The organism is Blastocatellia bacterium, from assembly GCA_025055075.1.
GTDB lineage: Bacteria > Acidobacteriota > Blastocatellia > HR10 > HR10 > HR10.
Genome location: JANWYV010000009.1, coordinates 21,173 through 48,071, shown reverse-complemented (window position 1 = coordinate 48,071; position 26,899 = coordinate 21,173). Strand labels below are relative to the sequence as shown.

At 60.7% G+C, this 26,899-nt stretch carries 24 protein-coding genes; 18 read left to right on the top strand and 6 right to left on the bottom strand.

Features of this window, described 5'->3' with window-relative positions:
- Positions 1-5 precede the first annotated feature (5 nt).
- The gene (locus NZ746_02815) at positions 6-1,328 is read left to right on the top strand and encodes an FG-GAP-like repeat-containing protein (protein MCS6816294.1); all 1,323 of its coding nucleotides are present in this window, start codon (positions 6-8) and stop codon (positions 1,326-1,328) included.
- A gap of 1,370 nt (positions 1,329-2,698) precedes the next feature.
- Here the strand turns inward: NZ746_02815 and folP are convergent.
- Genes folP through NZ746_02800 form a run of 3 tightly spaced genes read right to left on the bottom strand, consistent with a single transcriptional unit; the run spans position 2,699 to position 5,007 of the window.
- Positions 2,699-3,607, bottom strand: a complete 909-nt coding sequence (gene folP / locus NZ746_02810) for a dihydropteroate synthase (GenBank protein ID MCS6816293.1) — start codon at positions 3,605-3,607, stop codon at positions 2,699-2,701.
- Positions 3,608-4,645, bottom strand: coding sequence for an AIR synthase family protein (locus tag NZ746_02805; protein ID MCS6816292.1), 1,038 nt, complete (start codon positions 4,643-4,645; stop codon positions 3,608-3,610).
- 23 nt (positions 4,646-4,668) lie between these two features.
- Positions 4,669-5,007: a hypothetical protein gene (locus NZ746_02800; protein ID MCS6816291.1), complete on the bottom strand. Its 339-nt coding sequence runs from the start codon at positions 5,005-5,007 to the stop codon at positions 4,669-4,671.
- A 143-nt stretch (positions 5,008-5,150) separates the two neighbouring features.
- Between NZ746_02800 and htpX the strand changes: the two genes are divergently transcribed.
- The 4 genes from htpX (at position 5,151) to NZ746_02780 (ending at position 9,858) form a co-directional block, all read left to right on the top strand.
- Positions 5,151-6,002: a zinc metalloprotease HtpX gene (gene htpX / locus NZ746_02795; protein MCS6816290.1), complete on the top strand. Its 852-nt coding sequence runs from the start codon at positions 5,151-5,153 to the stop codon at positions 6,000-6,002.
- A 42-nt stretch (positions 6,003-6,044) separates the two neighbouring features.
- Entirely contained in the window at positions 6,045-6,764 is a 720-nt protein-coding gene (grpE, locus tag NZ746_02790; protein MCS6816289.1) for a nucleotide exchange factor GrpE, read from the top strand.
- 87 nt (positions 6,765-6,851) lie between these two features.
- Positions 6,852-9,074, top strand: coding sequence for an ATP-dependent Clp protease ATP-binding subunit (locus NZ746_02785; protein MCS6816288.1), 2,223 nt, complete (start codon positions 6,852-6,854; stop codon positions 9,072-9,074).
- A gap of 10 nt (positions 9,075-9,084) precedes the next feature.
- On the top strand, positions 9,085-9,858 hold the full coding sequence (locus NZ746_02780) for a hypothetical protein (protein ID MCS6816287.1): 774 nt from the start codon (positions 9,085-9,087) through the stop codon (positions 9,856-9,858).
- A 15-nt stretch (positions 9,859-9,873) separates the two neighbouring features.
- Here the strand turns inward: NZ746_02780 and NZ746_02775 are convergent, their stop codons facing one another.
- Complete coding sequence (locus NZ746_02775) at positions 9,874-10,851, bottom strand: GNAT family N-acetyltransferase (GenBank protein MCS6816286.1); 978 nt, start codon at positions 10,849-10,851, stop codon at positions 9,874-9,876.
- A 110-nt stretch (positions 10,852-10,961) separates the two neighbouring features.
- Here NZ746_02775 and NZ746_02770 point away from each other — a divergent pair, with 110 nt between their 5' ends.
- From NZ746_02770 to NZ746_02730, 9 genes are all read left to right on the top strand, one after another.
- Positions 10,962-12,005 (top strand): DUF4922 domain-containing protein, encoded by a 1,044-nt coding sequence (locus NZ746_02770; GenBank protein ID MCS6816285.1) that lies wholly within the window; start codon positions 10,962-10,964, stop codon positions 12,003-12,005.
- Positions 12,006-12,149: 144 nt separating this feature from the next.
- Positions 12,150-13,601 carry a porin gene (locus NZ746_02765; GenBank protein MCS6816284.1) on the top strand — a complete coding sequence of 484 codons (1,452 nt, stop codon included), beginning with the start codon at positions 12,150-12,152 and terminating at the stop codon, positions 13,599-13,601.
- Positions 13,602-13,611: 10 nt separating this feature from the next.
- On the top strand, positions 13,612-14,523 hold the full coding sequence (locus tag NZ746_02760) for a phosphate ABC transporter substrate-binding protein (protein MCS6816283.1): 912 nt from the start codon (positions 13,612-13,614) through the stop codon (positions 14,521-14,523).
- A 13-nt stretch (positions 14,524-14,536) separates the two neighbouring features.
- Positions 14,537-15,487 (top strand): phosphate ABC transporter permease subunit PstC, encoded by a 951-nt coding sequence (gene pstC, locus NZ746_02755; protein ID MCS6816282.1) that lies wholly within the window; start codon positions 14,537-14,539, stop codon positions 15,485-15,487.
- Between the two features lie 128 nt (positions 15,488-15,615).
- The gene (locus NZ746_02750) at positions 15,616-16,530 is read left to right on the top strand and encodes a phosphate ABC transporter permease PstA (GenBank protein ID MCS6816281.1); all 915 of its coding nucleotides are present in this window, start codon (positions 15,616-15,618) and stop codon (positions 16,528-16,530) included.
- A 120-nt stretch (positions 16,531-16,650) separates the two neighbouring features.
- Entirely contained in the window at positions 16,651-17,409 is a 759-nt protein-coding gene (pstB, locus tag NZ746_02745) for a phosphate ABC transporter ATP-binding protein PstB (GenBank protein ID MCS6816280.1), read from the top strand.
- 23 nt (positions 17,410-17,432) lie between these two features.
- Positions 17,433-18,110, top strand: a complete 678-nt coding sequence (phoU, locus tag NZ746_02740; protein ID MCS6816279.1) for a phosphate signaling complex protein PhoU — start codon at positions 17,433-17,435, stop codon at positions 18,108-18,110.
- Positions 18,107-18,817: a response regulator transcription factor gene (locus NZ746_02735; protein MCS6816278.1), complete on the top strand. Its 711-nt coding sequence runs from the start codon at positions 18,107-18,109 to the stop codon at positions 18,815-18,817. Before phoU ends, NZ746_02735 begins: the two co-directional genes overlap by 4 nt.
- A complete protein-coding gene (locus NZ746_02730) occupies positions 18,814-19,950 on the top strand; it encodes an ATP-binding protein (protein ID MCS6816277.1) in 1,137 nt (378 codons plus the stop codon). Before NZ746_02735 ends, NZ746_02730 begins: the two co-directional genes overlap by 4 nt.
- 48 nt (positions 19,951-19,998) lie before the next feature.
- On the opposite strand, the gene NZ746_02725 is transcribed toward NZ746_02730, so the two are convergent.
- Together NZ746_02725 and NZ746_02720 are read right to left on the bottom strand one after the other, a co-directional pair.
- The gene (locus tag NZ746_02725; protein ID MCS6816276.1) at positions 19,999-20,364 is read right to left on the bottom strand and encodes a hypothetical protein; all 366 of its coding nucleotides are present in this window, start codon (positions 20,362-20,364) and stop codon (positions 19,999-20,001) included.
- Positions 20,365-20,379: 15 nt separating this feature from the next.
- Positions 20,380-21,804, bottom strand: a complete 1,425-nt coding sequence (locus NZ746_02720; GenBank protein ID MCS6816275.1) for a tetratricopeptide repeat protein — start codon at positions 21,802-21,804, stop codon at positions 20,380-20,382.
- Positions 21,805-22,011: 207 nt separating this feature from the next.
- On the opposite strand from NZ746_02720, the gene NZ746_02715 reads away from it, so the two are divergent.
- From NZ746_02715 to iolD, 4 genes are read left to right on the top strand one after another with little or no spacing between them, the layout of a single operon-like run.
- Complete coding sequence (locus tag NZ746_02715) at positions 22,012-23,058, top strand: LacI family transcriptional regulator (protein MCS6816274.1); 1,047 nt, start codon at positions 22,012-22,014, stop codon at positions 23,056-23,058.
- On the top strand, positions 23,039-23,890 hold the full coding sequence (iolB, locus tag NZ746_02710; protein MCS6816273.1) for a 5-deoxy-glucuronate isomerase: 852 nt from the start codon (positions 23,039-23,041) through the stop codon (positions 23,888-23,890). Before NZ746_02715 ends, iolB begins: the two co-directional genes overlap by 20 nt.
- Before the next feature lie 18 nt (positions 23,891-23,908).
- Positions 23,909-24,922, top strand: coding sequence for a 5-dehydro-2-deoxygluconokinase (gene iolC / locus NZ746_02705; protein ID MCS6816272.1), 1,014 nt, complete (start codon positions 23,909-23,911; stop codon positions 24,920-24,922).
- 26 nt (positions 24,923-24,948) lie between these two features.
- The gene (iolD, locus tag NZ746_02700) at positions 24,949-26,841 is read left to right on the top strand and encodes a 3D-(3,5/4)-trihydroxycyclohexane-1,2-dione acylhydrolase (decyclizing) (protein ID MCS6816271.1); all 1,893 of its coding nucleotides are present in this window, start codon (positions 24,949-24,951) and stop codon (positions 26,839-26,841) included.
- Positions 26,842-26,899: the final 58 nt, after the last annotated feature.

The following is a 26,899-nucleotide window of genomic DNA, read 5'->3' as shown; positions in this document are numbered from 1 at the left end:
GAGCCATGATGACAGGGAGAGTCCCACGTCGCCTTTCGCATCTCATGCTTTGGCTCTTTTTGATAGGGAGCCCCGTCGTCCCCCAATCTTTCCAACAATCGCCTCTCATTTTGACCGAATCGCGGCCGACGGTCGATACGTTCTTTGGCTCGGCTCTAGCTATTGGAGATTTCAACGGCGACGGTATCTTGGATCTCGCCGTCTCCAATCGCCGCGAGCGCGTCTTCGTCTTCTACGGGCGTCCGACGCTTCGACAGACGCCCGATCGGACGCTCTCCACGCGTGAGGCGGGAATTGCTTTCGGAAGTGCCCTCGCCTCCGGCGATTGGAATCGGGATAATCGAACCGATCTGGCTATCGGCGCTCCCGAGGCCAGCAATAGCGAGGATTCTTCCTTCGATGGGAGAGTCTTCATCTATCGTGGAGCATCGAATTTCGGGATCAGTCCGGTGACCATACGGAGCCCGCTCCCCCCGGATCCCGATACCCTAATCGGTGGGTTCTTCGGAGATTCCCTGGCCAGTGGCAATGTGGACGGTGATCAAGCGAGCGATCTGATCGCTGGAGCTTGGTTGCTGGACGCCGTGGTCATTCTCTATGGGGGGAGCACGATCGGGTCTCGGCGTACGACCCTACGGGGAACTCTCGGAGAGCAATTCGGCTTAGCTGTCGCAGCCGGAGATATCAATAAAGATGGATTCGCTGACGTCGTCGTGGGCGCACCGCTGGGGGGGACGAACGGAAATGGCGCCATTTATGTCTTCTTTGGAGGGAAGTCCATGAGTGGTCGGCCCAATCTGACGCTCCTCAATCCTCGTCCTCCGGCCGGCCCGCTGATTGATCCCACATTCGCATCATCGCTTGCTGTGGCCGATCTCAACGGTGATGGCTATGCGGACATCGTCGTCGGAGATTCGATCCAATCCCAACCGCCACGAGTTTACATCTATTTTGGTGGACCCGCGATGAGTAATGACCCCAATCTCATTTTAGAGGCCCCCGCTCCACAACTCGATTCTCGGTTCGGGTATGCCGTGGCCACCGGTGATCTGAATGGCGATCGTATCGCTGACCTGGCTGTCGGCGCCATCGGAGCAGTGGTGGGCAATCGTCAAGAGGCCGGACGGGTGTACGTCTTCCAAGGGGGAAGCACTATCGGCCCGAATGCCAATCTGATCCTCGATCCGCCGAGTCCGGAGGTTAATGGTGAGTTCGGAACGGCCATAGCTATCGGGGATCTGAACCGGGATGGAAAACCGGATCTAGCTGTTGGAGAGCCCGGGGGTTTACGAGGAGCCGGTCGAGTCATCGTCTACCTTGGCCGCTAGGCGGCAGAGCGCGCGCCCGGCCTCATGCAACTTTTTGATATTCACCATGTTAGCAGGTGAACGTGCTGCGAGTGGCCCGCCTCGAAAAGGCCCTTATGACCATCCCAGCTCACCGGAAGGACCATATTCGGAGCCAGCTTAGAAAATTTTTTCGGTTGGCGAAATAGCAAGGCCACGCCGGTCCAGAATAGGCCTCGGGCTCAATTAAGTTGAAGCAAAGAGATGAGTTAGGGTCGAGATGGCCTTCCCCCCGCCAATATTAGTCCTTAATTCGCCGAGCGTTAGTTGGGCCGAGTTGAGAAATCACTTGAACTTTTTTCTTGACTTCTGGCGGGACTCGTGGTATAACATGCGCGACCGTCAGCAAGGTGATCTTTGAGACGGCGGGCAGCAAGAGGCGAAACAGATCGAGCGGCTTTTTCCGGAGGTGCAGGGTGACGTTAGCTCGGGCCGGAGAAGAGACCGGGATAAAAGGAGTGGGGCCCAAGAATAGTCTCAGGGCCTTCACGAGCGGCTCGCCTCCGGAGAAGCCTGGCGGAATTGCCGCAGCTCCGTCTGATTCGAATGTGAGGGCGCGAGTTCAAGGGAGCGATCGCATGGATGCGCATTCTGATTGGTTCGAGCGAAAGATGCAGCTGAGGCTCATGATGGACGCTTTCGATGCACATGCGCGTGGGCGAGCGGAAGCGACGGTTCACGCTCAGGTCGAGGCTCGTGCGAATGCGGATGTCCGGCTCATGAAGATGAGGGCGACAGTTCCAGCGAACCGAAGGCAGGCTGAGCTGCGGCATCTCTCTTCTCTCGGATCGTGCTCCACCCTCCTTACCAGGATTGGCCCTGCCATTGCGATGGATCGAGCGGGAGACCAAGTGGTGGGTGCTTTCTTCGCTCCTGATCGGGTGGGCGTTCAAGTAACGACCTCCGGCGAGGATATCTGCGTGAAGTGGCACGTGTGGGAGCGAGCGTTCGTGCGCTGGCGAAAGCGCGAGTGGTTGCAGCATGTCCCCTTCCGAGCAGAAGCGGACGCGGCGGTTCCAAGATGTGCGGGCTCACGTGCTGATAAATGGCAGGGCCATCTTTCCTTCATCCGCCCTTCTCTCCCAGCGAAAATGGATGAAGTCCGAAGGATCCATCGGACGAATTGGGATAAGGCCGGTGAGTTGGACGATCTTCAAGCGGCGGCTTTCTATAGAACGGCAAGCACAACCTTTTCCCTTGCCGGCCTCCCATCGCTTTTGGTCAAGCTCCACCCTAACTGCGAATCGTACGGGCGGGTACCTCCTAACATGCCCCATCCTCCTTTACCTCCCAATCCACCCACCGGGCGTCCAAACGCACCCGCCCGTACTCATCTTCCCTCATAGGAGTTCTCAACGAGCGGGCTCGGACAAGGCCCAGGACTCTTCAGAGTGAAGGATGGCATCGGCGACGCGGATGACGTCGCGCATTTCCCGCACATCGTGAACACGGACAATGTGCGCGCCTCGAAAGATCGCCGCAACGACAGCGGCCGCGGTGCCGAAGGCGCGTTCGCGCGGCGCTCTTCCCGTGAGATGGCCGATGAAAGACTTGCGCGAGGGACCCACAAGCAGCGGACGCCCGAACTGAGCGAAGGTGTCGAGCCGATTCAAGATGAGCAGATTGTCCTCGATGGTTTTGCCGAATCCAAGTCCAGGATCGAGTAGGATCTGTTCGGCGGCCACTCCTCGCGCCTGGGCGCGGGCGAGCGCCCAGGCGAAATAATCCGAGATCTCCCGCAGGATGTCCGAACTCGGGGGCAACTGCTGCATGGTCTCGGGCGTCCCCCGCGAGTGCATGAGGACCAAGGCGGCACCGAATTCAGCGGCTAAATCAGCCAATCGTTCATCGCGGCGAAGACCGCTCACATCATTGATCAGCGCAGCGCCAGCTTCCAAAGCCGCGCGGGCGACCTCGTATTTGGTCGTATCTATGGAGATCGGGATGCGGAGTCGTCCCTGCAGACGTTCGAGAACCGGGAGGACGCGACGATACTCCTCCTCGACGGGGACGGGCTTCGCCCCCGGACGCGTGGACTCTCCACCAATGTCGAGGATGTCAGCACCCTCGGCTTCGATTTCCAGGGCGCGTTCAACCGCTCGCTCCAGCGAGAAGAACTCCCCTCCATCGGAGAACGAATCAGGCGTCACATTGAGGATGCCCATGAGCAGTGTGCGCGTGCCCAGCTCGAGCACGCGGTCCCGTAAGATGAGCCGATACGCCTGACGCTTCGCGGTCGGACGATGATGAACGCCCTGCATTTACCCTCCCGAGGATTCTGGCGAGGCGACTTCGAAGACTCGCGCGATCTCATCCCGCTCGGGGGGAGTTAGCTCGATGAGCGCTCCTTCTACTTCCAGCTTGAGACCATAGGCCTTCTCTCTCACCTCGCCGATCTGAGCCACTGCGATGTGCTCTTGTTGGAGCGTTTCGATGATCTTCGCGCACTCCTGCGGCGGGGCGACGATCAGAAGCGCCCCCGAAGCGATGAGACGAAGCGGATCCAGCCCGAAGCGACGACAGAGAGCTTCGGTCTCCGGCCAGATGCAAATGCGTTCCTTCCAGACGTGCATCCCCACGTCTCCGGCAACGGCCAATTCCCACAGGCCACCAATCAAGCCCCCCTCGGTCGGATCGTGCATGGCGTGCACGCGCGCGACTTCGACGGCGCGTAGCGCTTCGCGCACCACGCTGATGCCCGGGTCGAAGAGGAAGCGCATTGCACGCTCCACAAGAAGCGCCTCGCCGCCCGACGCCAATTCTGCGGCTTTTTCTCGCGCCAAGATCGCTGTCCCTTCGATGGCGATCCCCTTGGTCAAGAGGATATGATCTCCAGGCTCCATCCGCTTTTCGACGAGCCGTTCTCGCGGCACTTCGCCGAGCATGTGGCCGACGATCACCGGACGGTCCAGGCCATAGGTGATCTCCGTGTGTCCCCCGCAGAGCGTGATCCCCAGCTCTTGACATGCGCTCACGATATCCTGGAAGATCTGCTCCACAAACGCCGCGTCGGTCTTCCCTTCCGGCAACAGCAGCGCGGCCAGGAACCATCGCGGGCGCGCTCCCATGACGGCGACGTCGTTGGCATTGATGTGCACAGCGTACCAGCCGATGTGGTCGGTAGCGAACGTGATCGGATCGGTCTTCGCGATGAGATACGTCTGGCCGAAGGCAATGGCCGCGGCGTCTTCGCCGACTCGCGGTCCGATCCTCACGCGCTCGTCTTCAATAGGAACTCGCGCGAGCACTCGTTGAAGAACGCTCGGTGGGAGCTTTCCGACAGCGAAGGCAGGCGACATGCTTCTCCCCACGGCGTCAGAGATCATCGGAGAACGGGCGACACGAGATCGCGTTGCTCGAAGAGCTTTCGCGCAACGTACTGGCTCCGATTCGCGGCATCGTTCCGCAGTCCGTGCTGCAGGAAATACTGCTGCATCTCCTCGACGTTGATCGGAACTTCGATCACGATGATCCCCAGGGCCTCCAGCTTACGTCGGAGCTCGCGATGCGAGCGCATCCAATGGTCGTAGCTCTCGTAGCTGAACCGATCCTCAGCATATTGCTGCTGCTTCTGGAACTCCTCCCGGGTGTAGAACGGCACTCCGATGACCGCCGTCATGAGTGGAACGTGCCTCTCCTGCGCTTTCTGTCGTCGCATCATTGTGCACCTCGGACACCAGCATCTTCAGTGCTGCTTTGATTTTGCCGAGCGGACCGGATTCCGTCAAGCGAGAGAGTTGAATTTTCGCCCCAGCGAGGCCATACTTATGTACCGGACAGTCAGTGGAACGTGGAGGTGAGGCGATGACAGGAAACACCGTTCGGACGATTCTGCTGCTGACGCTGCTTACGGCCTTCTTTCTCCTGGCGGGCGAATTGATCGGAGGCCAGCACGGGTTGATCGTGGCCTTCTTCTTCGCCGCGCTGATGAACTTCGGCGCTTACTACTTCTCGGACAAGATCGCGCTCATGAGCTATGGGGCGCGTCCGGTGAGCGAAGCGGAAGCGCCGGAGTTGTACGAGATCGTCCGCCGACTTTCGGCGCGAGCGGGATTGCCGATGCCGCGGCTCTATATCATCCCCAGCTTCTCGCCGAACGCCTTCGCCACGGGGCGCAATCCGGAGCATGCGGCTGTCGCCGTCACCGAAGGATTGCTCCAGATCTTGAACCGAGAGGAGTTGGAAGGTGTCCTCGCCCACGAGCTGGCTCACGTGAAGAATCGCGACATCCTCATCCAGTCGGTGGCGGCTACGATCGCGGGCGCGATCATGCTGCTCGCGCGATTGGGATTGTTCTTCGGCGGCATGGGGCGCGATGAGCGCGATAATCCGCTGCGGGGCCTGGCGGGCCTGCTCTTCTTCATCCTCGCGCCGCTGGCGGCGCTCTTGATTCAGATGGCTATCTCTCGCGCGCGGGAATTCCAAGCGGATGCCACGGGCGCGGAGATCGCCGGAAATCCCTACGGGTTGGCACGCGCCTTAGAGAAGCTGGAACGCGGAGTCGCGCGCGTCCCAATGCTGGAAGCGAATCCCGCCACGGCACACATGATGATCGTCAATCCCTTGGCTGGGGAGACGCTGATGTCGCTCTTCAGCACGCATCCGCCCATTCGCGAGCGGATTCGCCGCTTGCTGGAGCATGCGGCGCGCATGTAACCGCACTGCAGGGAATTCTCAGGTGACGTCAGGAGGAGCGCGATGAAGCGACCAGAAGAGTTCAAAGAGCCGACGGAGTCTCCCGTGGAGCCGACCGCCGAGGAGTCTACGCCGGACGACGCGCATCCCCGCGTCGTGGATAAGCGGCGCTTCACGCGCTGGCTGGAAGAAGGAGCTCCGGCCGAGGCGCCCCCTGAAGAAGTCCCTCGTTACCCCTCGTATGTGGAGGAGCTGCAGACTCGGCTCCGCCTGAGCGAAGAACGTGCCCAAGCTCTCGAACGGGCATTCCAGGAAGCGCGCGAGCGCATGCGGGAGGAGATCGAAGCCTTCCGCCAGCGACAGACGCGCCTGTTGGAAGAGCGCGTCGAGCAACGCGTCGCTCATATCCTCGGTCCTGTGCTCGATGTCTTCGATGAGTTGAAGCGAGCGGTGCGCGCCGCTCAACAAACGGAGAACGCCCAGGCCCTTTTGGAGGGCATGCGGGCTATTGTCGCGTTGTTCGAACGCCGTCTCCAACAATGTGGGATCACGGTCATCGCGCCTCAGAACCAGCCCTTCGATCCGTCGCTGCACGAGGCCGTTGAGGTCGTGGAGGTCGAGCCCGAGCACGATGGTCTCGTCCTCGACGTCGTAGAGCCCGGATATCGCCTGGGCGAGACGACGCTCATCCGTCCGGCGCGCGTGCGCGTCGGACGCGCGCGCAAGGAGGTCGCCGTCGAAGCGACGGCGGCCAATGAAGGGCCTCGCCTTGAGTCGGGATGAAGCGGCTGTGTATAATTCGCACTTGCGATGGCTATGATTGACCTGGGACCATTCCAAGACAAGTTCTCCGAGAGCGGACGCCGCGTCATGGGGCGAGCCATCGAGGAATCTCGCCACCGGGATCACAATATCGTCGCGCCCGAGCACCTCTTGGCAGCTCTCATCGAGGTCGAGCGTTCACTCTTCAACGAGGTCATGCAAAGCCTCAACATTGATCCGCAGGCCGTCATCCGCGCCTTGAACGAGCAATTGTCGGTCGCGCGTCAGTTCACCGGGCGCGGCGTACGCCTGGATCCTTCCTGTCGCACGATCTTGAAGTTGGCGTTGGATCGCGCTCGCTCCATGGGGCGCAATGAGATTGACTCCTCGGATCTCTTCGTCGCTCTCTTCCAAGATCGCGATAGCGTGCCCGTGGAGCTGATGCGGCGGCTCGGCGCAGACCCGGACGTCGTCTTGCAAAAGATCATCACGCGCGTGCGCTCGCGCGAGGAGCGGGAAGAACGCTTCCGTCGTCGCTACGAATTGCCTCCCTATCTGAAGCATTTCGGCGTCAGCTTCAATAAGCTCGCTCGCGAGGATAAGCTGCCACCGCTCATCGGTCGAGAGAAGGAGCTGCGGCAGGTGATGGAGATCCTCTGCCACCGCGAGCGCGCTAATTCCGTCATGCTCGTCGGAGATCCGGGCGTTGGGAAGACGGCTATTGTCGAAGGGCTCGCGCAGCTCATCGAATTCCACCCCGAACGCGTCCCCCCGCGTTTGCGGAATGCCCACATCGTGGGCTTGCAGATGTCGGGCGTCGTCGCCGGGACGATGCTGCGGGGAATGTTCGAGGAACGTTTGCACGGCATCATCAACGAGGTCAAAGAGCGCGAGAACATCATCCTCTTTATTGACGAAGCGCACACGATCATTGGCGCGGGTGCGGCGCTGGGCGTCTCCAATGACGCCGCCAATATCTTCAAAGGTGCTCTCGCTCGAGGCGAGATCCGCATCATCGGGGCGACGACGATGACCGAATACAAGGAGTACATCGCCGAGGATGAAGCCCTCGCCCGCCGCTTCCGCGTTGTCAAAGTCGAGGAACCGACGCTCGAAGAGACGCGCCAGATCCTGAAAGGGATCAAGCCCCGATTGGAACGCAACTACTCGGTGACGATCTCCGAGGAAGCCATTGAGACGGCCCTGGAGATGGCGCCGCGATACCTGCGCGGGCTCCACTTGCCGGATAAGGTCATCGGCTGGTTGGACACGGCGGCCGTCAAGGTCGAGATCGAGCAGCCGGAGGAGCGGATCGTTCGTCCTGAGCACGTCATCGAGGTCATCTCCCAAGATTCCCGCATCCCCAAGGACATGATCTTCCGCGACACGACCGAGCGTTTCAAGGAGATGGAGGAGGCCCTCAGCCGTCGCGTCGTCGGCCAGAAAGAAGCCATTCGCGCCGTCGCCCGTCGCCTTCGACTGAATAAGGGCCCGCTCAAGGAGAACTTCTATCGTCCCGATGGCGTCTTGCTCTTCCTCGGTCCGACGGGCGTCGGGAAGACGGAACTGGCGAAGGCCGTCGCCGAATTCATGTTCGGCGACGAGAACAAGATGATCCGCATTGATTGCTCGGAATATCAGGACGGCACCATCGGTATCGAGAAGCTCATCGGCATGCCGCGCGGCATCGTCGGGAGCGAGCGCGGCGGCATCCTCACCGAAGCGCTGCGCGACAACCCCTTCACGGTCCTCCTCATTGACGAAGTCGAGAAAGCGTCCATCTATCTCATGCAGCTCTTCCTCCAAGCTTTCGACGAGGGCTGGATCACCGACGGGCGCGGGAAGAAGGTCTATCTCTCGGACGCCATCGTCATCATGACCTCGAACCTGGGGAGCGATCGGTACAAGAAGTACTTGAATCCGCTGGGCTTCGCTCCGCAGAACAAGGACACATTGGAGCAGATCAAGCGAGAAATCATCAAGGCGGCGGAAGATCACTTCTCCCCCGAGTTCCGCAATCGCATTGACGAGATCATCGTCTTCTCCCCGCTCACGCGCGAGGAGGTGCGCGAGATCGCGCGCCTGTATCTGGAGAAGACGCGCGCGCAGATGGCCAAGTACAACAAGAGCCTGACCGTGACCGAAGCCGCCTTGGATCGGCTCGTCGAGATGGGGTACAGCCTTCAGTTCGGGGCTCGCTTCCTCAAGCGCACGATTGATGAACACGTGAAGCTCCCGATCACGCAGATGTGGAAGGAGGCCGATCACTTCCTCGTGGACGTGAAGGAGAACGAGATCCAGGTGCATCCCTTGGAAGCCGTCGTCGTGTGACGGACGATCCATGTCGAGCGGGCCTTTTCGGACGCTGATTCGTTGTAAATTGAGCCTCGTGCTTCTTCTCGGGCTTCTGTCCCCCGCCCCGACTCAAGAAGATCGCGCGCGCGCGCTCTTTGAGGCGGCCACGCGCGCGCTCGGCGGCGAGAAGTATCTCGCGCTCAAATCCATCATGGGACGCGGACTCTATTCGCAATTCAACGAGCGAGAGCAATTGCAAGCCCTTCTCCCCTTCACCGTCTACATCGTCTACCCCGATCGGGAGCGCGTCGAATTCGGACGCGGCAAGGATCGGTTCATTCAGGTCAACGTCGGCGCCCGCGGTTGGATCTACGATGGCCCCTCGCGCAACCTCCGCGACCAAAAAGAAGAGGAGATCGCCCGCTTCCGCACGGCGCAACGGCGGAGCTTGGAGACGGTCATGCGCGACCTCTGGCGGCGATCCGATGTGAAGTTGCGCTATTTGGGCGAACGCGAACTCTGGTTTCGGCAACGCGGCGTCGGCGTGGAGCTGATCGTTCCCCTTGAGGGCGAGGAGGTGGACCGCATCCAGGTCTATTTCGACCCTCAGACGTATCTGCCGGTGAAGCTCGCCTACGAGGACGAGGAGGAGCGTTTCCACCTCTATCAGGACTTCGACGGGATCAAGCTCCCCTTGCGAATTGACCGCTACAAGGGCAATGTCCAGGTCTCCCGCGCGAGCTTCGAAGATGTGCAGGTGAACATTTCCATTGATCCCAAGCTCTTCGAGAAGCCGCCGAGCCCAGACAAGGTTCGGTGATCCGCCCGGACCTGCTTAAAAGTGATCAGTCCCCCAGAATAAGTCCCCCCAAGCGGTGAGCCGCTCCACATCGAACGTGGGATCGAGAGAAGCCATCATCGTCAGCTCCCGCACTCGCGGACGCGGGCGAATGTGTTCGCTCACGAGAAAGCGCGACCACGCCAGCGGCGGCCACCATCCGATGAGTTGCGCGGCGCCGAGCGCTTCTCCATCTCGTCGGATCGCCGCCAGAAGAGCCTCAGCGGTCTCTTGAGCCTCATCGGCGACGATCAGCTCTTTGAGGACGAGCGTGGGCGGCTCCACGACCGTCAGTGCGTATCCCACACTCTCTCCCTCGCGTCGCGCGATCCAGTGTCGCGGCGACTTCATGCCCGCAGGCAAGTGCCTCATGCGCTCCTGTTCCTTCTGCCGCCAATGCGCCCAATAGGTCGGGGATCGAGACAGGACGAACGGATCCGAAGCCGTCGCTCGCTCATAGAGGCGTTCGACGTCTGACCAATCCGCGTCCTGAATCCGCTCGACCTCAAGAAGGGAACCTTCGCGCACCGGAATGGCGGCCAGCGGCACAACGAATTCGTGCGAGGGAAGTGGGCGAAACCCGAGCCGTTGATAGTACGCCGTCCCAATGTCCGAGAAGAGGAGCGCACCATGAACCCCTTCCGCCCGCAAGCGTTCCAGGACGGCGGCGAGCATCGCGCGCGCATGGCCGTGGCCGCGATGCGCTCGAGGGGTGTATACGGCGCCGATCCCGCCAAGGATCACATGCCGTGAACCGCACCGCGCATGCAATCGGTAGAGTTTCAGGCTGCTCAGGACAAGCGCCCCTTCCTTCCACACGAGGTATCGGAAGTTCTCCCGCCCCCACGGACTCTCCATCTGCGCCCATACGAAGGCGAGGTAGTCGTCGAACTGCATCCCTTCCCCCCAGAGGACATGCGTCTCCGCGAGGATCGCGCGCATCTCATCCGACGACGCTAGGCTCAAGACAGGCATCCTCCACTCCCTTCGCTTTCTCGTCGAGCGCTCAAGGGCACGCCACAGCGTGTGACCGAAACAGCCTTTAGGTGTATAATGGCGGCCTTCCTCTGTCAATCGAGGGACGTATGTCACGAGCATGGGACGAACGTCTGCTGCGCGATGAGGAACTCGCGCTCCCGGCTGCGGACACGACTTGGCGCGCCCGCGTGGATGCGCTCTTCCGGGAACAGAGCGCGCGCTGGCCAGCCCTCGCTCGAGGTCGGGAAGCGCTTGCTCAAGTGCTCGTCAGGGAGGTTCCGTTGGGACCGGTCACGATCCTCCTACAACATAATCCACTTCGGCTGACGAGCACGACAGCCGCCGTGGATGATGAAGCTGTGCGCCGGCGCCCGTGCTTCCTTTGTCCCGAACACCTCCCAGACGAAGAGCGCGGGCTCGCCTATGGACGCGAGTACGTGATCCTTTGCAACCCTTATCCCATTCTCGATAAGCACGTGACGATCGTTCACCGCGAGCACATCCCTCAAGCCCTTGCCGGGAGATTCGACGTCCTGCTCGATATGGCGGCCGCGCTCTCGCCGGATTTCTTCCTCCTCTACAATGGGCCGAAGTGCGGCGCATCAGCTCCGGATCACTTGCATTTTCAGGCTGCCGTGCGCGCCCCTTTGCCCATTGGACGGAATTTCGCCGATCAGCAGCTCGTGATGAGTGCGCCGGGGATCACGATCTCCCGCACCGTCTCCTACCCGGTGCCAACTTTGATCTACCGAGCGACAGATCGCCAGCAATTGTGCCTCTGGATTGCCGAGACGCTCTCCGCACTCGCGGATATAACTGGCTCCTCTGAGGAACCCATGCTCAACCTCATCGTCTTTGCGGAGATGGCGCCGGGAGATTGGCATGTCACCTCGACAGAATGGACGGTGTTGGTCTTTCCCCGCGCCCGCCATCGTCCGAGCTGTTTTTTCGCTGAGGAGCCAAAGCGCTTGGTGATCAGCCCGGCGGCTATTGATCTGGCGGGATTCGTGATCGTTCCCATTCGGGAACACTTCGAGAGAGTCACGGCCCAGGATCTGGAGCGCATCTTCTCCGAAGTCGCCCTCTCGACGGAGCACTTCGATGAATTGGTCGCTCGCCTGCGCGCGCGTCGAAATTTTACACAGATTTAACCTGTCGCTTACACGCCTTTTACCTCCCCCTCCTACACTGGAGGGGCATATGGGCATCGCCGAACCCAGGGGGGAATGTGGACAAGCGCCGCCGGATCGAGTAAAGTCCATAGCTAAGCGAGACCACCAGGAGAGCACAGTGCGATGAGCGATCATGGGGCGCAGTGGACGCTCGTTCGGAGAGGGTTCCAGATGTGGATCCTTCTCCTGCTTTTCACCCCCCTGCTTCTAGCAAATCCGCCACAGTCGGAGTCTTCGACGGAGTTGGAGGCGCTGCGAAAGCGGGTGCGAGAACAAGAGCAGACAATCGAACATCTGAAGCAACAGCTAGCCGAACAGCGCCGGCTCCTCGAAGAGCTTCGCCAAGAGGTGCGGGCGCTGGCGCGCCGAGCTGGCGACGCGCCCGAAGTGGCGAATCGCGCTTCGGAAAGCGGGACCGTATCGGGAGAGCGCCTCTCTTCGACGACCGCGCAATTCCTTTGGTCGAACGGACGTCCAATATTCCGAAGCTCGGACGGAGATTTCGAACTGGCTCTCTCCGGAGAAGGGCAGTTTGACTTTCGCGCCTATCGGCAAGAGCCGTTCGCACCATCGAATACATTCCTCGTGCGCCGATTTCGGCTGGCCGCTTCTGGGCGAGTGCTCTCTCGCTACGAGTATCGGATTCAAGCGGATTTCGCGGAGCGCGGCACTGGACTGCTCCGAGATGGATGGTTGCGAGTACACGTGCGCCCGGGATTGAACCTGCAAGTTGGCCACTTCAAGGAGCCTTTCTCGCAAGAAGAACTGCGCAGCGCCATGCACATAGATTTCGTGGAGCGGGCGATGGCGACGCGGATCGCGCCGAGCCGAAGCCCTGGTCTGCAGCTGGCGGGAGAGATCGCCGGAGGGAAGATCGCCTATCAAATCGGCGCTTTCAATGGGAAGGGGAACCTCGCGTTGAATACGACGCGCACGCCGGAAGGTGTCGTGCGCGTGCACATCTCACCGTGGCCGGAGCGAAACGGCCATAATGGACGTCACTTGAGCTTTGGGGGAGCCATAGCGCTCGGTCGGCAGCGAGGGGGGATGAGCCTGAGTGGACAGACGGAGAGTCAGAGCGCCACGTTCTTCGCTCCGCGCCCGGTGAATGGACAACTGCTGCGCGCCAATGGGGAATTGACCTATCTGGCTGGTCCCTTCGCTCTGCGTGCCGAGTACAACCAAATGGCTCAAGACCGATATCAGTTGGGGCCGAACAAAACGACGCTGCCAGCCGTAGTCGCGAAAGGCTACGCCGCGCAAGCCACCTATGTGCTCACGGGGGAGAAGAAGCCGGAGAATGGTCCGGTCATCCCTCGCCGCGCCTTCCTCTCCTTTAGACCGGGAGAACGCGGGTGGGGCGCGTGGGAGGCGAAGATCCGATACTCGGTGTTGCAGCTCTCGGACGGGATGGAGTCGGCGCGGGCTGAGACGATCACATGGGGGCTGAATTGGTATCTGACGCCGTTCGTCAAGTATATGCTCGATCTCTCCATGGAGCGTTTCCCAGCGCCGCCGTGGGGCCGCGCGGAGCGCTCCGTCTCCGTGCTCACGCGGCTGCAATTCGCTTTCTGAAGGAGGGAGTATGAGAGACGTTCGTGGAACGAACCGATGGCTTTCCATTGGGTGCGGTGTCCTCATTCTCTGGAGCCTCGCTTGCTCTTCGCGCGCGCCGTCGGACCGCGCGCGCGCGGTCACCGTCAAAGGCTCGGATACGATGGTCATCCTGGGCCAGCGATTCGCTGAGATCTACATGCAGAAGCATCCGGGCACGGTGATTCAGGTCACGGGCGGGGGATCAGGGACTGGGATCGCGGCGTTGATCAACGGGACGACGGACATCGCGCAAAGTTCGCGTCCGATCAAGCCTGCCGAGGCCGAACAAGTGAAGGCCAAATTCGGCGTGGAGGTGATCGAGACGCCGGTCGCTCTCGATGGCTTGGCCGTGTACGTCCATCAGTCGAACCCCGTGAGCGAGCTGTCGTTGGCACAACTCAAAGCCATCTACACGGGACGAATCACGAGATGGAAGGATGTCGGTGGACCGGATCTCCCCATCGTCCTCTACAGCCGAGAGAATAATTCGGGCACTTACGTCTACTTCAAGGAGCACGTGCTGGAAAACGCCGATTTTGCTCCGGAGACGCAGACGCTTCCGGGGACGGCGGCGGTCATCAACGCCGTGGCGAAGGATCCGAAGGCCATCGGCTACGGCGGGATCGCCTACGGAGCGGGAATCAAGGCGCTCAAGATCAAGAAGGACGCGACGGCTCCGGCGATCGCTCCGACTCTGGAGAATGTCATTTCGGGTCAGTATCCGATCAGTCGGCAGTTATACTTCTACACGGTGGGGAAGCCGAGCAATCCGGTGGCGCGCGACTTCATCCGATGGATTCTCTCGCCCGAAGGACAGGCGGTGGTGAAGGACGTCGGGTATTATCCGCTGCCGGAGGAGAAGCGCCGAGAAGTCGCCCAACAATGGGAACGCGATTCGTGAGATGAGGCGCGAGATGAAGATCGGAGATGATCGGAGACGTTTGTGGGCCGACCGATGGGCGCGCCGTGTGATCCTTTTGCTCTCGCTCACGGCTATTGCGACGATCGTTCTCATCTTCATCTTCATCTTTCGAGAAGCGCTGCCGATCCTCACCGATCCGGAGATCCAGCGGGAAGCGAGCCTTCGTCACTTCTTCCGTCCGACGGAGGGGCCGGATCTGGCGAGCCGATACATGTGGCAACCCATCGCGTTGGTGCCCAAATATAGCCTCATTCCCCTCATCCTGGGGACGCTGAAGACGACACTGGTGGCTCTGCTGATTGCGGCGCCGTTGGCCATCGCCGCGGCGCTTTACACGTCCGAATTCGCGCCCGCGCGGGTTCGAGAAACAATCAAGCCAGCCATCGAGCTTTTAGCCGGCATCCCTTCGGTGGTCCTCGGGTTCTTCGCGTTGATCGTCCTCGCGACATGGATACAGCAACTGTTCGGACTCGAGACGCGATTGAACGCGATCACGGCGGGGACAGCGCTCGCCTTGGCGTTGATCCCGATCATTTACACGGTGAGCGAGGACGCGTTGAACGCCGTTCCGCAAAGTCTGCGTGAGGCGAGTTTGGCGCTGGGTGCCACGCGTTGGCAAACGGCGACGCGCGTCGTCCTGCCAGCCGCCTTGCCCGGCATCTTCGCCAGCCTCATCTTGGGCTTCGGGCGCGCCGTCGGGGAGACGATGATCGTGTTGATGGCCTCGGGGAATGCCGCGATCACGTCCTGGCAGTTCACGGATTCGGTGCGCACGCTGGCGGCGACGATCGCCGCCGAACTGGGGGAGGTCGTCTTCGGGAGCCCGCATTATCACGTCCTCTTCTTCATCGGGGCATTGCTCTTTGTCGTCACGTTCATCGTGAATTCGGTGGGGATGTACATCATCCACCGCGTCCAACACCGATTGCGAGGAGGGCTATGAGCGCCGGGCCTCGTTTGGAGGAGCGGACGACCTCGCTGATCATCTCGCGACGGGCATTGTTTTGGGAGCGCTTCCGCGAACAGATTCCCATCGGATTGCTCGCCGTGGCGAGCGCGATCATCGTAGCGATGCTCGGGATCATCTTGGGGAACATCGTCTGGAACGGAGCCGGACAGATCACATGGGACTTTCTGACGACTGCGCCGCGCGCGGGCATGACTGAAGGGGGAATTTTCCCGGCGATCTTCGGGACGGTAGCGCTCGTCATCCTGATGACCATCGCCGCCGTTCCGATCGGCGTAGCGACAGCGGTGTACTTACGCGAATTCATCCCCGGATCGAATCTCTCCTACGCGTGGGCCCGCGCTCGCGCAGCGTCGTCCTGGCGCGCGCGCCTTCTGGAGGGGATGCACGTTCTTGAGATCCTCCTCGCACGAGCGACGCGCGCTGCCGTCAACAACTTGGCTGGCGTTCCCTCCATCGTCTTCGGCCTTTTCGGACTCGGGTTCTTCGTGCAATTCGTAGGTGGAAGCATTGACCGACTGTTCTACGGAGGAGAATTGACCTATGGGCAACCGGCCATCCTCTGGGCGGCGCTGACGCTGGCATTGCTCACGTTGCCCGTGGTGATCGTCTCCACCGATGAGGCGCTGCGCGCCGTGCCGCGCGAATTGCGCGAGGCGAGTTTAGCGCTAGGCGCCACGCGCTGGCAGACGATTTGGCGCGTCGTCTTGCCGGAGGCACTGCCCGGGATCCTCACCGGCGCCATTCTCGCTGTCAGCCGTGGGGCTGGAGAGGTCGCCCCAGTTCTCTTCACAGGCGCCGCGTACTTCCTTCCTTATCTGCCGAGTCGGCTGAACGATCAGTTCATGGAGCTCGGCTATCACGTTTTCATCCTTTCGACGCAATCTCCGGACGTGGAGAAGACCAAGCCTTTGCTCTATGGGACGGTCCTCGTCCTGCTCCTGCTCACGTTCGCCCTCAACGTCATCGCCGTGCTCATTCGCGCCCGCGTTCGACGGCGATTGCGGGCTCGCGCCTGAGGAGCGAAGGCTGAGGTCTCGTCAGGCAGGAGGAGAATGGTGCGGCCAAGAGTCGAGCTGCTCAAAGAGAACGCTTCGAGATCGGGGGCCGCTGAGATGCACGCGGCCGAGCAGCAAACGATGCCGGTGAAAGTCCAGGTCGAGCGGTTCAGCTTCTACTATGGGGACGCCCGGGTCTTGCACGACATCACGTTGGGGTTCCCGCGGAACAAGGTGACAGCCCTCATCGGCCCCTCAGGATGCGGGAAGACGACGTTGTTGCGCGCCATCAATCGCATGAACGATCTCATTCCAGACACGCGCGCGGAAGGACGCATCCTCTTGGACGGAGAGAACATCTACGATCCGCAGGTAGATGTCGTGCGCTTGCGGCGACGCGTGGGCATGGTCTTTCAGCGTTCGAATCCCTTCCCGAAGACGATCTTTGAGAACGTCGCCTATGGCTTGCGAGTGAACGGGCTGGTGCGCAATCAGCGAGAGCTGCATGAGCGCGTCGAGGAGAGCTTGCGTCAAGCCGCCCTCTGGGATGAGGTCAAGGATCGGTTACACGAATCGGCGCTCACGCTCTCCGGAGGACAACAGCAACGGCTCTGCATTGCCCGAGCGCTGGCCGTGCGACCGGAGGTCTTGCTCCTGGATGAACCGGCCTCGGCCCTAGATCCGATCGCCACCGAGAAGATCGAGGAGTTGATCGCGGAGTTGAAGCGCTACTACACGATCATCATCGTCACGCACAATATGCAACAGGCCGCTCGCGTCTCCGATTACACGGCTTTCCTTTGGTTGGGCCGTCTTGTAGAATTCAATCAAACGGAGAAATTGTTCACGGTGCCGCGTGAGAAGTTGACCGAAGATTATCTCACGGGGCGCTTCGGATGAAGGGGAAGGAAGGAGAGGGCAGCATGGCCGATCATCTCAGGCCGATCGACCACGATTTGAATCGGCTGCGCGACAAGCTTCTGATGCTCGGCGGGCGGGCTGAGATGGCCATCGCTCGGGCGATCCGCGCCCTGATCGAGCGCGATTCGGAGCTGGCCGAACAGGTCATCCGGGAGGACGATAAGATCGACCAACTGGAGAACGAAGTGGATGAGTTGTGCATTGACATCCTCGTGCTCCGACAGCCGACGGCCTCGGATCTGCGCTTCGTCATCGCCGCGGTGAAGACGGCGCCGGCGATCGAGCGGATCGCCGATCACGCGGTGAATATCGCCCGTCATGTCCTCCGGCTGAATCGAGAGCCGCAGCTGAAGATCTATTTTGACATCCCGGAGATGGCCCACATCGTCCAGCAGATGTTGCTCGATGGCCTGGACGCATTCACGAGCGGAGACGCCGAGAAAGCGCTGGAGACGATCCGACACGATGACCAGGCCGACGCGCTCTACAAGCGCATCTACGATGAGTTGATCGAGCTCATGACCGAAGATCCGACGACCGTCCGACGGGGAGCGGAGCTGCTCTTCATCATCAAGCATCTGGAGCGCATCGCCGACTACGTGACGAACATCTGCGAGCAAATCGTCTACATGGCACGTGGCGAAGTCATCAAGCACCATCGCGGATGGCCAGAGCCATGAAGCCGACGATCTTGATCATCGAGGACGACGCCGAACTGGCTCATCTGCTCAAGCAACATTTGGAACGCGGAGGGCGATATGAGGTGGAGATCGCCCTGACGGGCGAGGAAGGCTTGCGGGCCCTCGCTCGACGGCGCCCAAACGCGCTCATTCTCGACGTGAACCTCCCGGAGATGAATGGATTCGAACTGTGCCGCCGCCTGCGCTCAGAGAGCGCGACGCGCCGGTTGCCGATCCTCTTGCTCACAGCGCGGACGAGCGAATCAGATAAGGTCCTCGGGTTGAACCTCGGAGCGGACGACTACGTGACCAAGCCCTTCAGCCTGCGCGAGCTGGAGGCGCGACTGCAAGCCCTGCTGCGCCGGACTCAGGAGGAGGAAGAGCCGGCGTTCGTTTATGATGATGGGACGCTCTATCTGGATCCGGCGCATTTCATCGTGAAGGTCGAGGGGCGCGAGATCCGGTTGACCCGAAAAGAGTTCGCGTTACTCGCCCTTTTGGCGCGCAATCCCGGTCGCACGCTCACGCGCGAATATCTGCTGGATCGCATCTGGGGTCTCGCCTACTATGGCGATACGCGCACGCTCGATGTGCACGTGCGCAATCTGCGGAAGAAGCTCGGCGTTGAAGGGTACATCGAGACGGTCGTCGGCATCGGCTATCGCTTCCGCCCCCGATCACAAGGACCTTTCGATACTTCGCTGTGAGCCTTGCCGAAGAAAGCGCTGATCGTGAGCTTTTTCACGAGTTGGTCCATGCCGCCCATCCCGTGTGGCGGACCATTCTGGCTGCCATGCGGGAAGGGGTGCTTGTCGTGGACCGGGAGATGACCGTCCTCGTTCAAAATCCGGCAGCGGCTGAGATCTTCCCCCCACCGCCGCTCTCCTCTCGTCCCATTCGATTGATTGATCTCACCCGCGATCCCACGCTGCACGAGGGCTTCCAACAAGCGCTCGAGCATGGCGCCTCCGTCGAGTTGCGCTTCGAGCTGCGCCGCGGCGAACCGCGTACATTTCAGGCCAGGATTGCCCCGCTCCGCATCGTTTCCAACATGCCGCAAGCTGCCTTGGGCGTCTTCGTAGAGATCACCGCTTTAGAGCGATTGGAACGTATACGGCGCGACTTCTTCGCTAACCTCTCACACGAGCTGCGTACGCCGCTGGCGGCCATTCTCGCTTACGTTGAGACGTTACAGGAGACCGGACTGGATGATCCCGAGCACGTGCGCCGTTGCCTAGATGGTCTCTTTCGTCAGGCGCAACGGCTCCATGCCCTGGTGCGGGATATCACTGACTTGGCAGAGATCGAGTCAGGCGCGATCACGCTTTCGCTAGAGGCGATTCCATTGCATGCCTCCGTTGAGGAAGTCCTGGAGTTGACTCGGCTGCAAGCGCAAGAGCGCGGCATTACGATCGTGAACGAAGTCCCCGAACAGATTCACGTGCTGGCCGATCCCTTCCGCTTGACCCAGATCCTGCAGAACCTTTTGGATAATGCCGTGAAGTTCAACCGCCCCGGCGGTCATGTTTGGGTTCGCGCACGCCGCCTGGGGGAGCATATAGAGATCTCGATCGCCGACACAGGGATCGGCATCCCTCCAGCCGATCAACCTCGGATCTTCGAGCGCTTCTATCGGAGTGAGAAGTCCCGATCCCGGGAGACCGGAGGAAGCGGCCTTGGCCTGGCCATTGTGAAGCATCTCGTCCAACTCCATGGAGGGGAAATTCGCGTCAGGAGCGAACCGGGAGTCGGTTCGGAATTCATCCTCAGCTTGAGGGCAGCTCCTGAGCCAAAAGCTGCGCAGGCAGAGGCCTCAACCGATGCGGCAATGAGTGGATAAATCTCGGGCGCGGCCCCGAGGGGGGCCACTCTCGGAACCGCGCCTCCTTCAGTAGAGGAAGAAGAAAAAGCTGGCGGGAAGACCAAAGAGGAAATCGAGGACACCAAATAGTCCCCATCCGAACCAAGACCAAGAGGGCCACCATATCAGATCACTCCATCCGCCCCCGCCCCAATAGGGATTCGATTCGGCCTCCCATCCCTCATCATAGAACTGGGCGCCAAAGCCGAAGCCCGTTGGGGTGAATACTCCCCCACCGGGGACGAAAGGTCGGCCTCCAGCCGTCACTCCCCCAACCGGCAAGTCTTCTCCAGGAAGATACGGTCTTCCACCAGCCGTGACCCCTGCATCCGCAGGCACGGTGAGAGTTCCAAGCAAGAACACGAGGAACGCGATCCCGAGAAGCTTCCTCATACCTGAGCCCTCCTTTCAAATCCCATACTTCTTCCGCAGCATCGTGATATAGGCTTTCGTGACGCCGAGCAGCTCGGCGGCTTTCGTCTGGTTCTCACCAGCATGCCGCAACGCTTCCGCCAAGAGGAACTTCCCCAGCATCTCGTGGGCCTCTCGCCATGTGGGTAAGAAGCTGCTTCGGATCATGAAGATCCCTTCCTCGGCCTTGATCCGCTGCTGTTGCACTAACTGTTCGATTCGCTCGATCTGCGCGAACAGATAGGCATCGCGATATCCGTTGATCAACGTCTTCGTCCGCCTGAGATGTTCAAGCGCCTGCATCCCGTTGCCTCGATGCACCCATAGCTCCGCCAGATACGCATGGCTCTCGGCCTGAAGCGACTTATTCTTCAATTGCAGAGCTAGGTCCAAGGCTTCTTCCAGAAGCTGCTGGCTCTCCTCCCATCGCCCCTGCGCCATAAGCACACGCCCCAGAGTGATTGCGGCGACTGCCTTCTCGTGCGGATTCTTCCCCAACTCCGCCAACTCGATGGCTTGCCGAAGGATGGCCTCCGCCTCGGATAACTGCCCCTGCTCGAAGCGCAGCCGTCCGAAAAGCTCCAGCGTCGCCGACTCTCCAGCAATATCTTTCGACCGGCGGCGCAGCTCCAGACTCTCCTCCAGCAACCGCGCCGCGCGCTCGAACTGCCCCATACGGAGGCACGCGTAGGCCAGGTTATTCGTCGCATGCGCCAAGTCGTCGAAGAACGCGCTCTCGGCCAAGCATTCGTACGCCGCTTGAATGATTCGCGCTGCCTCCTCGTACATTCCTTTTCCGATCAGCAGCGTCCCGTAGAAGTTCAAGGCATTGCCATAATACCGACCTCGCTCCACCTCAAGAGCACGAATGGCCGCCAGTAACTCCTCCTCCGCCCGAACCAGATCCCCCAGAAAATAATGAACGACGCCCAGGTTGAAAGTGATGAGCCCGATTAGGAACGTCGTCGGCCGATCCGCAACGGCCTCCGTCTCCTCCAGGGCACGCAGCATCTCCTGCCGCGCTTGCTCGTAATCGCCCTGACGCCGATACACCCGCCCCAACACATAGAGTGCGCGTGCCAGTCCGAAATGATCGCGATTGAGACTGTAGATCCCGAAGACGACTTGCGCCTGCCGCTTGGCCTCTTCGTACTCGCCCCGCCAATAGTGCCACTCCGCTTTCGCTAGACCGAATTCGGCTGCCTCCTTCAGACTCGCTTCCGTAAGCCGCTTCTCGAACGCTTCGAAAAGCTTCCCCGCCTCCTCTAACTCCCCTTTGTAGATCAAAACCTGCGCCTTTGCAGCCGCTGACCGCAAGTCAGCCGGCGAGACCTCCTCGGCTATCCGCTCCGCTTCCCGGAATCGCCCGGAGAAGATGGCCTGCTCTAACAGCGTGATCTCTCGAACCTTCGTCGCCCTCATGACTCCCCTCGACGATCGTTCACGATCATTGACCTCAACGATCGCAAGGAGAATTATAGACGAATCCCGCTCGATGTCAAGGATTTTTTCGGCCTTGACAAGCCAGAGATTCGGAGTATGATAAGGGGCTCTTACGGAGGGCGCGGTGAGGAAACGGTCTCAGCGAGTAATTCTCGAAGTTTTTCTTTAGCCGATGGCTGAAAACGTGTGCAACCGGCCATGAGTACGGTCTCGATCAAAGATATCGCGCGCGTAGCGAAGGTCTCTCACTCAACGGTCTCGCGGGCCCTGCACAATAGCCCACTCGTCAACCGCGAGACGGCCGAACGCATTCGCCGAATTGCCGAGGAGATGGGCTATCGGCCGAGCGCCGTCGCTCGCAGCCTGGTCACTAAGAAGACCAGGACCATTGGGGTTGTGGTCACGACGATCGCTGATCCGTTCATCGCCGAGGTCGTCAGCGGCATTGAGGAGGTCGCCAATGATCATGGCTATTCGGTCTTCTTGGCGAATTCCAATGCCGATCCGGATCGCGAGATCAAGGTCGTTCATTCGTTTCACGAACGACGTGTGGATGGGATTTTGGTCACGGCTTCGCGCGTCGGGGCACTCTATATAGACCATTTGAGCGAGATGAAGGTCCCGATCGTGCTCATCAATAATCAACACCCTGGCGAATTCGTTCATTCGGTCATGATTGATAACGTCACGGCCAGTCGAGTGGCCACCGAGCATCTCATTCAGCTTGGCCACCGACGCATCGCGTACATCGGCGATCAATTCGGGTATCAATCCGACACTGAACGGTTCGCCGGATACCGTCAGGCGCTCGAGCGCGCGGGGCTCACGTTTCAACCGGAACTGGTTGTTCACGGTGACGGGAAGCCAGAAGGGGGGATGCGGGCGATGGAGCAATTGCTGGCACTCGCTCCGATGCCGACGGCCGTCTTCTGCTACAACGACATGACGGCTCTTGGCGCGTTGCGCGTCGCGCGCATGAGAGGACTTCGCGTTCCAGAGGACATCTCGTTCGTCGGATTCGACGATCTCTTCATCGCTTCATACACGGAGCCCCCGTTGACGACAATCCGCCAACCGAAACGACAGATGGGACGGCGAGCGATGTCACTACTGCTGCAACTCCTCAAGGGAGAGAACTCCCAGCAGACGATTTGGGTGCAAGGCGAGTTGATCATTCGAAATTCGACGGCCCCGCCACGAAAGGAGGAGGAGCATGTCCACCCTCGCTCATGATTTGCTCATCCGGCCGCGTCCTCTGGAGGGAAAGACGGGAGAACGCATCTCCATCACTCCGGAAGCCGTAGGATTCGAGTACCTGAGCTTCTCCGTGCGCGCATTCACTGCTGGAGAGACGGTCTCTGGGCAGACAGGGCGCGATGAATTGGGGATCGTGATCCTGGGCGGGCGCTTCACGGTTCACTCTTCGGTGGGTTCGTGGTCGCACATTGGCGCGCGTGCACACGTTTTCGATGGGCTCCCGACGGCCCTATATCTCCCCATCGGCACCTCCTACACGGTCATGGCCGAGACCGATGGCGAGTTGGCCTTTTGTCGAGCCCGCGCTGAAAAGGCCTTTCCAGCTCGACTGATCTCTCCCGAAGATGTCCAGATCGAAATTCGGGGTGGTGGAAACGCGACTCGACAGATCAATCACATCCTCACACCTGACTTTCCCGCCGATCGGCTGATGATCGTCGAGGTCTACACGCCCAGCGGGAACTGGTCGAGCTATCCTCCGCACAAGCACGATGTCCACAACCCGCCGGAGGAAGTCGACCTGGAGGAGATTTACTACTACAAGGTGGACCGTCCGGAGGGGTATGCCATCCAACGCATTTACACGGCGGACGGACGACGGGACGTGACGCTCACGGTCCGGGATGGCGACCTGGTGTTGATTCCGGAAGGGTATCATCCGGTCGTAGCCGCGCATGGGTACAACGTCTATTACTTGAACGCGCTGGCCGGAAGCGCGCGTTCGATGGCGGCCTCCGATGATCCAACCCATGCGTGGGTGCGCACGACATGGACGGAGAAAGATCCGCGCGTCCCGCTCGTGCGGTGAAAGACGAAGAGGAATGCGATGACGGAGCGTCGGTACGATCTTCTCGCCATGGGGCGCAGCTCGATTGATCTCTATGCCGCCGACATCGGCGCGCCGTTCCCGGAGATCAAGAGCTTCGCGGCTTATGTCGGGGGATGTCCGACCAACATCAGCGTGGGGGCGCGACGATTGGGATTACGTTCCGCATTGCTGACGGCTGTCGGAGACGATCTTGTGGGGGATTTCGTCTTGCGCTTCCTGGAGCGAGAGGGAGTCGAGACGCGGTTCATTCCGCGAAAGCCGGGGCGTCGAACGAGCGCCGTGTTGCTGGGCGTCGAGCCACCGGATCGCTTCCCGCTGGTCTACTATCGCGACAATTGCGCGGATATGGAGCTGACCATTGATGATGTCCTGGCAGCTCCGATCGCGGAGAGCCGCGTGTTGCTCATCAGCGGAACGGGTCTCAGCCGGGAACCCAGCCGCAGCGCGACGCTCTTTGCCGCCGAGCGCGCGCGAGCGCACGGCACGGAGGTCTTCCTCGACCTGGATTTTCGCCCCACGCTCTGGCACGATGTGCGCGGGTATGGAGTGACGATCCGCCTGGTCCTGCCGCTTGTGGACGTGGTGCTCGGGACCGTGAATGAGGTGAAAGCGGCGGCTCTTGTGGAAGCGGAAGACGTCCACATCGAGCATGCGCAGATCTCCGAATCTCACGTCGCAGGCGAAGTGGACCGAGCGATTCGAATGCTTCTGGAGCGCGGCCCACGAGCGCTCATCGTGAAGCGCGGGGCCGAAGGCGCGACCGTTCATCTGGCTCAAGGAGACGTGATCGTCGCTCCCGCGTTTCCCGTCGAGGTCCTCAATGTCCTCGGCGCTGGAGATGCCTTCGCCGCCGGGTTCCTCTACGGCTACCTGAAGGGGTGGAATTGGTATCGCGCGGCGCGCATGGGAAACGCCTGCGGGGCGATCATCGTCACGCGCCACGGCTGCGCGAACTTCATGCCGTATGAGGCCGAGGTCTTGTCGTTCATCGAGACGCATGGAGGATTTTAGCAGGGGATGAGGAAGGGAGGGGGGTGATGCGAACGCGACGCTTGACGATGGCACAAGCGCTCATCGCGTTTTTGAAGAATCAATACGTCGAGCGAGACGGACGCGAGATCCCCTTCTTCGCCGGCATATGGGGGATCTTCGGGCACGGGAACGTGGCGGGGATAGGTGAAGCGCTTCAACAAAATCCCGATTTCCCATACTACCTGCCGCGCAACGAGCAAGCGATGGTGCATATCGCCGTGGCCTTCGCCAAGATGCACAATCGGCTGCGCACCTTCGCCTGCACCTCCTCGATCGGGCCAGGAGCAACGAATATGCTCACGGGAGCGGCGACGGCCACGATCAATCGCCTGCCAGTTCTCCTCTTGCCGGGAGACATTTTCGCCCGACGGAATGTGGCTCCTGTCCTGCAACAGCTCGAATCCGAGCACACGCTGGACATCTCGGTGAACGATGCCTTTCGGCCCGTCTCTCGCTATTGGGATCGCCTTTCGCGCCCCGACCAATTACCGTTCGCGCTGCTGGAAGCCATGCGCGTCTTGACTTCGCCGGCGGACACGGGCGCCGTGACGCTCGCCCTGCCTCAGGATGTGCAAGCAGAGGCTTGGGACTATCCGGAAGAGCTTTTTGAAAAGCGCGTTTGGCATATTCCTCGTCCTCCTGCCGATCGCGAGCGGCTGCGTCGGGCCGTGCAATGGATTCGCGCGGCGCGGCGACCGCTTGTGATCGCTGGTGGTGGCGTCATCTACAGTGAGGCGACCGAAGCGCTAGCGCGCTTCGTCGAGCAGACGGGGATTCCCGTCGCCGAGACGCAGGCCGGCAAGGGTTCGCTTCCTTTCGATCATCCGCAGAATCTCGGCGCCATCGGCGTGACGGGCACGCGCGCGGCTAATGTGATCGCCCGCGAGGCCGATCTGGTCATCGCCATCGGCACGCGGTTGGGGGATTTTCCGACAGCCTCGAAGACGGCTTTTCAACATCCCGATGTGCGCTTTCTCGCGATCAATGTCGCGGAGATGGATGCTCATAAGCATGCCGCGCTACCGTTGGTGGCTGATGCGCGAGTCACTCTCGAAGAGTTACGAGAAGCGCTCGTGGACTATCGCGTCTCGACTGACTACGCGGCGACAATCGGGCGCCTGAAGGCGGAATGGGAGGCCGAAGTCGAGCGCCTATTCGATCTCCGCCATGGCCCGCCGATGGCGCAGAGTGAGGTCATCGGTATCCTCAATCGGTTCGCTGGTCCGCGCGACGTCGTCGTCTGCGCGGCCGGCAGTTTGCCGGGGGATCTACACAAACTCTGGCGCACGCGCGATCCAAAGGGGTATCACCTCGAATACGGCTATTCGTGCATGGGCTATGAGATCGCCGGAGGACTGGGCGTGAAGATGGCCGATCCCTCGCGGGAGGTCTACGTCCTGGTTGGCGATGGCTCTTACTTGATGATGTCCTCGGAGATCGTGACCTCGATTCAGGAAGGGTACAAGCTCGTGATCTTGGTGCTCGATAATCACGGCTTCAGCAGCATCGGCGGGCTCTCGCAATCGCTCGGGCTCGGAACGTTCGGCACGGAGTATCGCGCTCGGAATCCGCAGACCGGGCAATTGGATGGCGAGTGGTTGCCGGTGGATTTCGCGGCGAACGCTGCGAGCCTGGGCGCGCACGCGCTTCGCGCCCGAACGCGCGAAGAATTGGAGCACGCTCTTGAGGAAGCTCGACGACAAACGCGGACGACCGTCATCGCTGTCGAGGTAGACAAGGAAGTGCGCGTGCCGAACTACGAGTCCTGGTGGGACGTGCCCGTGGCCGAGGTCTCCGAGATGGACGTTGTGCGTCAAGTTCGCGCACAGTACGAAGAGGCGAAGAAGCGCGAACGTTTCTTCGTGTCATCTCGTCCACCGATGGACGTCCAATCGTGAGCGGACGTCCACATGCCCTGCGCCCAATTGCGCAGGGAATCGAAGATGGAGGGAGACA

Bases quoted from the DNA above. Each gene is read 5' to 3' on its own strand.
- iolB (MCS6816273.1), top strand. From the start codon at position 23,039: ATGTCCACCCTCGCTCATGATTTGCTCATCCGGCCGCGTCCTCTGGAG.
- NZ746_02805 (MCS6816292.1), bottom strand. From the start codon at position 4,645: ATGTCGCCTGCCTTCGCTGTCGGAAAGCTCCCACCGAGCGTTCTTCAA.
- NZ746_02760 (MCS6816283.1), top strand. From the start codon at position 13,612: ATGAGAGACGTTCGTGGAACGAACCGATGGCTTTCCATTGGGTGCGGT.
- NZ746_02775 (MCS6816286.1), bottom strand. From the start codon at position 10,851: ATGCCTGTCTTGAGCCTAGCGTCGTCGGATGAGATGCGCGCGATCCTC.
- folP (MCS6816293.1), bottom strand. From the start codon at position 3,607: ATGCAGGGCGTTCATCATCGTCCGACCGCGAAGCGTCAGGCGTATCGG.
- NZ746_02735 (MCS6816278.1), top strand. From the start codon at position 18,107: ATGAAGCCGACGATCTTGATCATCGAGGACGACGCCGAACTGGCTCAT.
- NZ746_02725 (MCS6816276.1), bottom strand. From the start codon at position 20,364: ATGAGGAAGCTTCTCGGGATCGCGTTCCTCGTGTTCTTGCTTGGAACT.
- NZ746_02770 (MCS6816285.1), top strand. From the start codon at position 10,962: ATGTCACGAGCATGGGACGAACGTCTGCTGCGCGATGAGGAACTCGCG.
- pstB (MCS6816280.1), top strand. From the start codon at position 16,651: ATGCCGGTGAAAGTCCAGGTCGAGCGGTTCAGCTTCTACTATGGGGAC.
- htpX (MCS6816290.1), top strand. From the start codon at position 5,151: ATGACAGGAAACACCGTTCGGACGATTCTGCTGCTGACGCTGCTTACG.
- pstC (MCS6816282.1), top strand. From the start codon at position 14,537: ATGAAGATCGGAGATGATCGGAGACGTTTGTGGGCCGACCGATGGGCG.
- phoU (MCS6816279.1), top strand. From the start codon at position 17,433: ATGGCCGATCATCTCAGGCCGATCGACCACGATTTGAATCGGCTGCGC.
- NZ746_02765 (MCS6816284.1), top strand. From the start codon at position 12,150: ATGAGCGATCATGGGGCGCAGTGGACGCTCGTTCGGAGAGGGTTCCAG.
- NZ746_02800 (MCS6816291.1), bottom strand. From the start codon at position 5,007: ATGATGCGACGACAGAAAGCGCAGGAGAGGCACGTTCCACTCATGACG.
- NZ746_02720 (MCS6816275.1), bottom strand. From the start codon at position 21,804: ATGAGGGCGACGAAGGTTCGAGAGATCACGCTGTTAGAGCAGGCCATC.
- iolD (MCS6816271.1), top strand. From the start codon at position 24,949: ATGCGAACGCGACGCTTGACGATGGCACAAGCGCTCATCGCGTTTTTG.
- NZ746_02780 (MCS6816287.1), top strand. From the start codon at position 9,085: ATGTCGAGCGGGCCTTTTCGGACGCTGATTCGTTGTAAATTGAGCCTC.
- NZ746_02785 (MCS6816288.1), top strand. From the start codon at position 6,852: ATGGGGCGAGCCATCGAGGAATCTCGCCACCGGGATCACAATATCGTC.
- grpE (MCS6816289.1), top strand. From the start codon at position 6,045: ATGAAGCGACCAGAAGAGTTCAAAGAGCCGACGGAGTCTCCCGTGGAG.
- NZ746_02750 (MCS6816281.1), top strand. From the start codon at position 15,616: ATGCTCGGGATCATCTTGGGGAACATCGTCTGGAACGGAGCCGGACAG.
- NZ746_02815 (MCS6816294.1), top strand. From the start codon at position 6: ATGATGACAGGGAGAGTCCCACGTCGCCTTTCGCATCTCATGCTTTGG.
- iolC (MCS6816272.1), top strand. From the start codon at position 23,909: ATGACGGAGCGTCGGTACGATCTTCTCGCCATGGGGCGCAGCTCGATT.